Source organism: Polaromonas sp. P1_E3 (assembly GCF_056405935.1).
In genome coordinates this window covers 1-8,466 of the sequence record NZ_JBFUBD010000114.1, presented here as the reverse complement: position 1 = coordinate 8,466, position 8,466 = coordinate 1, and the positions used below count along the sequence as shown (strand labels likewise).

Sequence of the window (8,466 nt, the reverse complement as noted above, 5' to 3'; positions counted from 1 at the left end):
GGGGGCTACTGTGCCCTGAACGCGTCGTGACAAGCCTTGCAGGTGCCAGCCGTAGACGTGAAGGCGGTCTTCAGGTTATCAAGGTTGCCGGTTTTGGCTGCGGCGGCCAGCTTGGCGGTCTCTGCGACCAGCTTTTCGTGGCCTTCCTTGAACTTGGCCTGTTCGGCCCAGATTTCAGGCTTGGCTTTGGTGTTGCCGCCCTTGTCTGTGCCGGCGCCAAAGGCAGCCCACGGGAGCTTGGCCATGTCGGCCACGATTTCGGCGTTTTCCGCAGCGACTTTGGCGTCGAAGGGGACACGGCCATTGGCCATGGCGCCGACGCGTCCGAAGTGTTGACCCATGACAAACAGCGCGCTCTGGCGGTATTTGATGGCGTCTTCGGGCTTGGCAAACTGTGCGGAGGCCGGAGCAGCCATGGCCATCAAAGTGGCGGCCGCGGCGATACAGGCAAAAGCTTTCATGGGGTTCCTCGTAGGTTGTTCTTAAGATGGAGACAATGGCAACGCAGCTTGCCTGTTGCCATGTGGCTGAGTTTAGCGGTCGGCCATAAGTTCCGCAGGAACTTATGAACTACGGGAAAGCACCAAGCGAGCAGCAGGGTGGTCGCGCACAATGCCTTAGAACAACCACATGAACGAGGAGTGAGCATGTACACCAACAAAAATCTGCACAAGGTGCGCGTCTGGGACCTGCCGACACGGTTTTTTCACTGGGCGCTGGTCGCCTGCGTGCTGGGCCTGGCCATCACCGGCACCGTAGGCGGCAACGCCATGGTCTGGCATTTCCGTTTTGGTTACACGGTGTTGGCCTTGTTGCTGTTTCGCATCGTCTGGGGCCTGGTAGGTGGGCGATGGTCCCGTTTTGGGGCGTTCATTTACGCGCCACAGAGCGTCATCAACTACCTGAAGGGCCGGGGCAAACCCGAGCATGGCGTGGGCCACAGCCCGATTGGCGCCGGCTCGGTGTTCGCGATGCTCGGTTTTCTGGTGGCCCAGGTGGGCACCGGCCTGCTGAGCGACGATGAGATCGCCTTTGCCGGTCCGCTGACGCGTTTTGTCTCGAACGCCACCGTGAGCCTTGCCACCGGCTATCACAAGAACATCGGCAAATGGGTGTTGCTGGCGCTGGTGGTACTGCACATCGCAGCCATCATTTATTACCTGACCCGCAAACACAACCTGGTGGGCGCCATGCTGCATGGCGACAAGGAGCTCGTGGTGCCGGCCCCGCCGTCCCGGGACGACACGGTTTCGCGCCTTGCCGCGGTGCTGATCCTGGCAGTCTGCTGCGGCATAGCCTACTGGGTTTCCACATTGGCCGCACCGGCTTTTTGACGCGTCGGCGGGCTTTACCGCGGCGTCCCGCCTGCGGAAATCACGGTAAACTGGTTGCCGACTTCCGTTCTGCAGATCCGTGCAACGTCCCTCCATCCAGTTCATCACGCCCGACACCCCGGAGCAGCTGGCCGCCACACGGCTGATTTTTCGCGAGTATGCCTCCCAGCTCGGTATCGATCTGTGCTTCCAGAATTTCGAGGCCGAACTGGCCGAACTGCCCGGCGAGTACGATGAACCCGAGGGCGCATTGCTGCTGGCCTTTGTCGATGGCGAAGTCGCTGGCTGTTGCGCGCTGCGCGCCGTGGACTCCGTTGATTATCCAAATGCGGCAGAGATGAAACGACTGTACGTCCGCAGGCCGTTTCGCCGCCTTGGCCTGGGCCGCCAGCTGGCGGAGGCAATCCTGGATGCAGCCCGGGTGGCTGGCTACTCCTCGGTACTGCTGGACACGCTGGACGACATGGAGTCAGCCCGCGCTTTGTACGCCGAACTGGGATTTGCGGAGATCCCGCCCTACTATCACAACCCCATCCCGGGTGCACATTACCTCAAGGTTGATTTGTAGCAAAACGGGCTGCAGCCCAATACTACCGGGCGCAAACAGCTATGGTATTGATAGCGCTCGGCCGCACCCCGCCCCGCCGGCGTACCTCAGCGGCAGCACAGACAAAAAAGCCGCTGGCCCAAAGGCAGCGGCTGGCCAGTGAAGGCAGGAGCGATCAGGCCTTGGCTTGCGCCAGCAGCGTGGCCGCATCGCTGACTTCAAACTTGCCGGGGCCTTCCACATTAAGGCTGGCGACCTTGCCGTCTTTGACCAGCATCGAGTAGCGGTTGCTGCGCAGGCCCATGCCGCGCGCCATCAGGTCCAATGTGAGGCCGGTCGCCTTGGCGAACTCTGCGCTCCCGTCAGCCAGCATGCGCACCTTGTCGCCGGTCTTCTGGTCACGTGCCCACGCACCCATGACAAACGCATCATTCACGCTCAGGCACCAGATCTCGTCAACACCCGCCGCCTTGAACTCGGCAAATTTCTCCACATAGCCGGGCACGTGTTTGGCCGAGCAGGTCGGTGTGAACGCGCCAGGCAGCGCAAACAAGGCGATTGTCTTGCCGGCAGTGGCCTTGGCAACATCGACCGGGTTGGGACCGATGCTGCAGCCATTGCCTTCGACTTCAGAAAACTCCATCAGTGTGGTGGCCGGAAGGGTATCGCCTACTTTGATCATGTGTACTCCTCAGAATGAACAGGTTGGAAAAAATCAACCCCCGAGTGTAGTGCGGAGATCGCAAGCGTGTGCTCACTGTGCAGAAAACGCCCGGGAACGCCTTCAGATAAAGGCGAAGCGGGGAGACTCGTAAGCTGAAAGCAACTGGATGCCCAAACAAAAACGGCCCACCGAAGTGAGCCGTTTTTTCGAGAGCCTGACTTGGGTCAGCCTCGGGTTGAACCCAAAGCTTAAACGAGCACAGCCTTCTCGACCAGACGGGTCACAACCCAGTTCTTGGTCTTGGAGATGGGGCGACTTTCGGTGATCTCGATCACGTCACCCATGTGGTACTCGCCCTTTTCGTCATGGGCGTGGTACTTGCTGGACAGCGATACGATCTTGCCGTACAGCTCGTGCTTCACACGGCGCTCGACCAGGACCGTTACGGTCTTGGCGCGCTTGTCGCTCACCACCTTGCCAATCAAGGTGCGCTTGAGGGATTTTTTAGCTTCCGTCATTTTTTGGCTCCTTGCTTGACGATGGTTTCGGCCAGGATAGTCTTGGCGCGAGCGATGCTGCGACGCGTGGAGCGCAGCGTGGACAGGTTGGTCAGTTGCTGCGTGGCTTTTTGCATGCGCAGGCCAAAGTGGGCTTTTTGCAGCTCTTTGACTTCGGTTTTCAAGCCGGCAACATCTTTTTGGCGCAGTTCAGTAGATTTGGTCATGGTCATATCCCCTTACTGGCCAATCATGCGGCTGACGAAGGTGGTGCGCAGCGGCAGCTTGGCGGATGCCAGGCGGAACGCTTCGCGGKCCAGMTCTTCAGGCACGCCAACGATTTCAAAAACGATCTTGCCGGGCTGGATTTCAGCCACGTAGTACTCTGGGTTACCTTTACCGTTACCCATACGCACTTCAGCAGGCTTTTGGGAAATCGGCTTGTCCGGGAAGACACGGATCCAGATACGGCCGCCACGTTTGACGTGACGGGAAATCGCACGGCGTGCGGCTTCGATTTGACGGGCCGTCAGACGGCCACGGTCAGTGCATTTGAGACCGAAGTCACCGAACGCAACCGAGGAACCCCGGGTTGCGATGCCGGTGTTACGGCCTTTTTGCTCTTTGCGGTATTTTCTGCGAGCGGGTTGCAGCATTTTGATTCTCCGTTAATAGACCGATTACTCGGTCTTGGCACCGTCAGCTGCTGCAGCTGGCGCGGCTTTACGGACGCGCTTAACGGTGGTTTTCGGGGCTTCGCTACCAGGAGTAGCTTCAGCCGGCTTGTCGCTTCCATCCGCAGGTGCGGTATTGGTCGCGCCGCGCGGTGCGCGAGCACCACGTGGGGCGGGACGGTCGCTACCTGGACGATCGCCTGGGCGCGCATCACGGCGTGGGCCGCGCGGCTTGCGTTCTTCGTCAGGCACTTCAACCATCTTGGCGCCGGGTGCATCGTTGCGGCCCAGCGTGTCGCCCTTGTAGACCCAGACCTTGACGCCGATCACACCGTAGGTAGTCTTGGCTTCAGAGGTGCCGTAGTCGATGTCGGCGCGCAGGGTGTGGAGGGGCACGCGGCCTTCGCGGTACCACTCGCAGCGAGCGATTTCAATGCCGTTCAGGCGACCGGACGACATGATCTTGATGCCCAGGGCACCCAGACGCATGGCATTTTGCATGGCGCGCTTCATCGCACGGCGGAACATGATGCGTTTTTCAAGCTGCTGGGTGATGCTGTCAGCGATGAGCTTGGCATCAATTTCAGGCTTGCGAACTTCTTCGATGTTCACGGCGACCGGCACGCCCAGCTGGCGGCTCAGTTCTTTCTTGAGGTTCTCGATGTCCTCGCCTTTTTTGCCGATCACGACGCCCGGACGTGCCGAGAAAATCGTGATGCGGGCGTTCTTGGCGGGGCGCTCGATCAGAACGCGCGAAACCGCGGCATTCTTGAGCTTGGCCTTGAGGTACTCGCGAACCTTGATGTCTTCAGCCAGCATGCCGGCGAAATCACGGTTGCTTGCGTACCAGCGGCTGGCCCAGTTGCGGCTAACTGCAAGGCGAAACCCGGTTGGGTTGATTTTTTGTCCCATATCCTGCTGCCTTTAGTTGCCAACGACCACGTACACATGGCACGTAGGCTTGCTGATGCTGTTGCCGCGGCCTTTTGCGCGCGCGGAGAAACGCTTGAGCGTGGCGCCTTGTTCGACGTAGATGGTTTTCACCTTCAGCTCGTCGATGTCGGCGCCATCGTTGTGTTCAGCGTTGGCGATGGCGGACTCCACAACCTTCTTGATGATTCCAGCAGCTTTTTTCTGCGTGAAATTCAGGATGTTGAGGGCTTGATCCACTTTCTTGCCGCGGATCAGGTCAGCGACCAGACGGCCCTTGTCGACCGACAGACGAACGCCCCGGAGGGTTGCACGTGTTTCCATGGTCTTTCCTTACTTTCTCACAACTTTTTTATCAGCCGGATGACCTTTGAAAGTCCGGGTGAGTGCGAACTCGCCCAGCTTGTGGCCAACCATTTGATCGGTGATGTAGACAGGTACGTGCTGCTTGCCGTTGTGAACGGCGATGGTCAGGCCGATGAACTCGGGCAGGATCATGGAGCGACGCGACCAGGTCTTGATCGGCTTTTTGTCCTTGTTGGTAACGGCCTTGTCGGCTTTGGCTACCAAATGATGGTCGACAAACGGACCTTTTTTGAGTGAACGTGTCATGGGTTAGCCTTACTTCTTGCGACGCGAAACAATCATCACTTGCGTGCGCTTGTTGTTGCGGGTGCGGTAGCCCTTGGTCAGGTTACCCCATGGATCGACAGGATGGCGGCCTTCGCCGGTCTTGCCTTCACCACCGCCGTGCGGGTGGTCAACCGGGTTCATCACCACACCGCGAACGGTCGGGCGAATACCCATCCAGCGCTTCACACCGGCCTTGCCGAGGCGGCGCAGGCTGTGCTCTTCGTTGGCGACTTCACCGATGGTGGCGCGGCATTCGATGTGGATCTTGCGAACTTCACCGGAACGCATACGCACCTGAGCGTAGGTACCTTCGCGGGCCAGCAGCGTTGCCGAGGTGCCGGCGGAACGGGCGATTTGCGCGCCCTTGCCGATTTGCATCTCGATGCAATGGATGGTGGAACCCACAGGAATGTTGCGGATAGGCAGCGTGTTGCCGACGCGAATCGGCGCTTCCGAACCGCTGATCAGCGTGGCGCCGACTTCAAGGCCGCGGGGGGCGATGATGTAGGTGCGTTCGCCGTCGGCGTAGCAGAGCAGCGCAATGTGGGCCGTGCGGTTGGGGTCGTACTCGATACGTTCGACCTTGGCCGGAATGGCATCCTTGTTGCGCTTGAAGTCGACCACGCGGTAGTGATGCTTGTGACCACCGCCTTTGTGGCGAACCGTGATGTGCCCGTTGTTGTTACGGCCGGACTTCTGGAATTGTGGCTCCAGCAGCGGCGCGTAAGGCTCACCTTTGTGCAGGTGATCCCGGGAGATTTTCACCATCCCGCGCATGCCGGGGGAGGTGGGTTTCATTTTAATGACAGCCATTATGCAGACTCCCCACCGAGGTTGAGTTCCTGACCTGGCTTGAGCGTCACGTAGGCCTTGCGAATGTTGTCGCGGCGGCCCACGGATTTGCCAAAGCGCTTGGTCTTGCCTTTGATGTTGAGGACGGCAACCGACTGGACGTCCACTTTGAACATCAGCTGCACGGCAGCCTTGATTTCAAACTTGGTAGCATCCTGCAGCACCTTGAAGGTCACGGCATTGGTCTTGTCCGCAATCATCGTCGCCTTTTCAGACACGATGGGAGCGACCAGAACCTGCATCAGGCGGCCTTCGTCGAATTTCAGTTTTGGAGAAGATGGGTTACGGACGCTCATGCGAACATCTCCTTGAGTTGGTCCATGGCGGCCTTGGTGACCAGAACCTTCTTGTAGTGAACCAGCGACACCGGATCGGCGTAACGGGGCTCAACCACGAGGATGTTCACCAGGTTGCGGGAAGCCAGGTACAGGTTTTCATCAACCACATCAGCGATGACCAGCACCGAGTTGAGGTTCATGGCCTTGAACTTGTCAGCCAGGACTTTCGTCTTGGGCGAATCCACAGCCAGCGAATCAACTACAGCCAGGCGGCCTTCGCGCGCCAGTTGCGAGAAGATCGACGCCATGCCGGCGCGATACATCTTCTTGTTGATCTTCTGCGTGAAGTTTTCATCAGGCATGTTCGGGAAGATACGACCGCCGCCGCGCCACAGGGGCGAAGACGTCATACCAGCACGTGCACGGCCAGTACCCTTTTGCTTGAAAGGCTTCTTGGTCGAGTGACGAACCTGCTCACGGTCCTTCTGGGCCCGGGTACCCTGGCGGGCGTTGGCCTGGAAGGCCACGACCACCTGGTGAATCAGGCTTTCGTTGTATTCGCGACCAAACACGGTATCAGGCACGTCCACTTTGGACGAAGCCAGACCTTGGTCATTCAGGAGTTCGACCTGCATCAGTTCGCTCCTTTAGCAGCGGTGGTGGTCTTGGCCTTGATCGCGGCACGAACCGTGACAAAACCGCCTTTGGAACCAGGCACAGCGCCGCGAATCATCAGCAGCTGACGGGCTTCGTCGATGCGCACGATGTTCAGGTTTTGCGTGGTCACGGTGACATCACCGAGGTGGCCCGTCATGCGTTTACCAGGAAACACACGACCAGGGTCCTGCGCCATACCGATGGAGCCGGGAACGTTGTGCGAACGGCTGTTACCGTGCGACGCGCGCTGCGAGCTCATGTTGTGGCGCTTGATGGTGCCGGCGTAGCCTTTACCGATAGAGGTGCCCTGCACGTCCACCAGCTGGCCAACAGCAAACACATCCGCTGCGGGCACAACAGTACCGGCAGCGTATTTGCCTGCGACGTCAGCCGTCACGCGGAATTCTTTCAGGATTTCACCAGCTTCAACGCCTGCTTTCGCAAGGTGGCCGGCGGCCGGCTTGGTCACGCGCGATGCTTTGCGTGCGCCAAATGCCACTTGAAGGGCATCGTAGCCGTCATTTGCTTCGGTTTTAACCTGGGTCACGCGGTTGTTCGATACATCCACCACGGTGACAGGAACTGTGTCCCCATCATCCGTGAACAGACGCATCATGCCAACTTTGCGGCCCAGCAACCCGAGGGAGTTGCTCAGACTCATGATGTGTTCTTTCGTAACTTTCACCGCTGCGACTTCAATTGGCCACAGACGTTTTGATGTGAAAGACAGTTAATAAAACCGTCCATTCCATAGAAGCAAGAAGCCAATATGCAAAGGACAGCCCAAGAGTATAGCCCAGGCTGCCAGAAATGGCAAACCCGGGCTAAAACCTGTCGATTTGGGGCCCGGCTTGTGGCCGAAACCCCGATTTTTTGCTTACTGCAGCTTGATTTCGACGTCCACGCCGGCCGGCAGGTCGAGCTTCATCAGGGCGTCCACGGTTTTATCCGTAGGGTCCACGATGTCCATCAGACGCTGGTGCGTGCGGATTTCCAGCTGGTCGCGACTCGTCTTGTTGACGTGGGGCGAACGCAGGATGTCAAAACGCTTCATGCGCGTTGGCAGGGGCACGGGGCCCTTGACAATCGCGCCGGTGCGCTTAGCAGTGTCAACGATTTCAGCCGCCGACTGGTCGATCAGCTTGTAATCAAACGCCTTCAGGCGGATGCGGATTTTTTGCTTGGTGGCCATGGTAATTCCTTATGGTTTGCGGAAATTACGCAATGATCTTGGCAACAACGCCGGCGCCGACGGTCTTGCCGCCTTCACGGATGGCAAAGCGCAGGCCTTCTTCCATGGCGATCGGGTTGATCAGCTTGACGGTGATCGACACGTTGTCGCCTGGCATGACCATTTCCTTGCCTTCTGGCAACTCGATCGCACCGGTCACGTCCGTCGT

At 58.8% G+C, this 8,466-nt stretch carries 16 protein-coding genes; 2 read left to right on the top strand and 14 right to left on the bottom strand.

Annotation, left to right across the window (positions count from 1 at the left end):
- Positions 1–5 precede the first annotated feature (5 nt).
- Entirely contained in the window at positions 6–461 is a 456-nt protein-coding gene (locus AC1D0Z_RS12920; protein ID WP_477658631.1) for a c-type cytochrome, read from the bottom strand.
- Between the two features lie 186 nt (positions 462–647).
- Between AC1D0Z_RS12920 and AC1D0Z_RS12915 the strand changes: the two genes are divergently transcribed.
- Together AC1D0Z_RS12915 and AC1D0Z_RS12910 are read left to right on the top strand one after the other, a co-directional pair.
- The gene (locus AC1D0Z_RS12915; protein ID WP_477658630.1) at positions 648–1,334 is read left to right on the top strand and encodes a cytochrome b/b6 domain-containing protein; all 687 of its coding nucleotides are present in this window, start codon (positions 648–650) and stop codon (positions 1,332–1,334) included.
- Between the two features lie 79 nt (positions 1,335–1,413).
- The gene (locus AC1D0Z_RS12910) at positions 1,414–1,902 is read left to right on the top strand and encodes a GNAT family N-acetyltransferase (RefSeq protein ID WP_477658629.1); all 489 of its coding nucleotides are present in this window, start codon (positions 1,414–1,416) and stop codon (positions 1,900–1,902) included.
- Between the two features lie 154 nt (positions 1,903–2,056).
- On the opposite strand, the gene AC1D0Z_RS12905 is transcribed toward AC1D0Z_RS12910, so the two are convergent.
- The 13 genes from AC1D0Z_RS12905 to AC1D0Z_RS12845 all read right to left on the bottom strand — a co-directional run.
- Positions 2,057–2,563 (bottom strand): redoxin family protein, encoded by a 507-nt coding sequence (locus AC1D0Z_RS12905; RefSeq protein ID WP_477658628.1) that lies wholly within the window; start codon positions 2,561–2,563, stop codon positions 2,057–2,059.
- 230 nt (positions 2,564–2,793) lie between these two features.
- Complete coding sequence (gene rpsQ / locus AC1D0Z_RS12900) at positions 2,794–3,063, bottom strand: 30S ribosomal protein S17 (RefSeq protein WP_477658627.1); 270 nt, start codon at positions 3,061–3,063, stop codon at positions 2,794–2,796.
- Complete coding sequence (gene rpmC / locus AC1D0Z_RS12895; protein ID WP_431098894.1) at positions 3,060–3,269, bottom strand: 50S ribosomal protein L29; 210 nt, start codon at positions 3,267–3,269, stop codon at positions 3,060–3,062. The genes rpsQ and rpmC overlap by 4 nt, the downstream gene beginning before the upstream one ends.
- 12 nt (positions 3,270–3,281) lie before the next feature.
- Positions 3,282–3,698, bottom strand: a complete 417-nt coding sequence (gene rplP, locus AC1D0Z_RS12890; protein WP_477658626.1) for a 50S ribosomal protein L16 — start codon at positions 3,696–3,698, stop codon at positions 3,282–3,284.
- A gap of 24 nt (positions 3,699–3,722) precedes the next feature.
- The gene (gene rpsC, locus AC1D0Z_RS12885) at positions 3,723–4,628 is read right to left on the bottom strand and encodes a 30S ribosomal protein S3 (protein WP_007866518.1); all 906 of its coding nucleotides are present in this window, start codon (positions 4,626–4,628) and stop codon (positions 3,723–3,725) included.
- 12 nt (positions 4,629–4,640) lie between these two features.
- The gene (gene rplV / locus AC1D0Z_RS12880; RefSeq protein WP_007866508.1) at positions 4,641–4,970 is read right to left on the bottom strand and encodes a 50S ribosomal protein L22; all 330 of its coding nucleotides are present in this window, start codon (positions 4,968–4,970) and stop codon (positions 4,641–4,643) included.
- Positions 4,971–4,979: 9 nt separating this feature from the next.
- Positions 4,980–5,258, bottom strand: coding sequence for a 30S ribosomal protein S19 (gene rpsS / locus AC1D0Z_RS12875; protein ID WP_007866503.1), 279 nt, complete (start codon positions 5,256–5,258; stop codon positions 4,980–4,982).
- Positions 5,259–5,267: 9 nt separating this feature from the next.
- On the bottom strand, positions 5,268–6,092 hold the full coding sequence (gene rplB, locus AC1D0Z_RS12870; RefSeq protein WP_011481232.1) for a 50S ribosomal protein L2: 825 nt from the start codon (positions 6,090–6,092) through the stop codon (positions 5,268–5,270).
- Positions 6,092–6,427, bottom strand: coding sequence for a 50S ribosomal protein L23 (gene rplW, locus AC1D0Z_RS12865; protein WP_431098901.1), 336 nt, complete (start codon positions 6,425–6,427; stop codon positions 6,092–6,094). The genes rplB and rplW overlap by 1 nt, the downstream gene beginning before the upstream one ends.
- Entirely contained in the window at positions 6,424–7,044 is a 621-nt protein-coding gene (gene rplD, locus AC1D0Z_RS12860; RefSeq protein WP_011481230.1) for a 50S ribosomal protein L4, read from the bottom strand. Before rplD ends, rplW begins: the two co-directional genes overlap by 4 nt.
- Positions 7,044–7,727 carry a 50S ribosomal protein L3 gene (gene rplC, locus AC1D0Z_RS12855; RefSeq protein ID WP_431098903.1) on the bottom strand — a complete coding sequence of 228 codons (684 nt, stop codon included), beginning with the start codon at positions 7,725–7,727 and terminating at the stop codon, positions 7,044–7,046. The genes rplD and rplC overlap by 1 nt, the downstream gene beginning before the upstream one ends.
- Before the next feature lie 216 nt (positions 7,728–7,943).
- Positions 7,944–8,258: a 30S ribosomal protein S10 gene (rpsJ, locus tag AC1D0Z_RS12850; RefSeq protein WP_007838118.1), complete on the bottom strand. Its 315-nt coding sequence runs from the start codon at positions 8,256–8,258 to the stop codon at positions 7,944–7,946.
- 25 nt (positions 8,259–8,283) lie between these two features.
- Positions 8,284–8,466: EF-Tu C-terminal domain-related protein (locus tag AC1D0Z_RS12845; RefSeq protein ID WP_477658625.1), on the bottom strand; the 183-nt coding region annotated here is incomplete at its 5' end.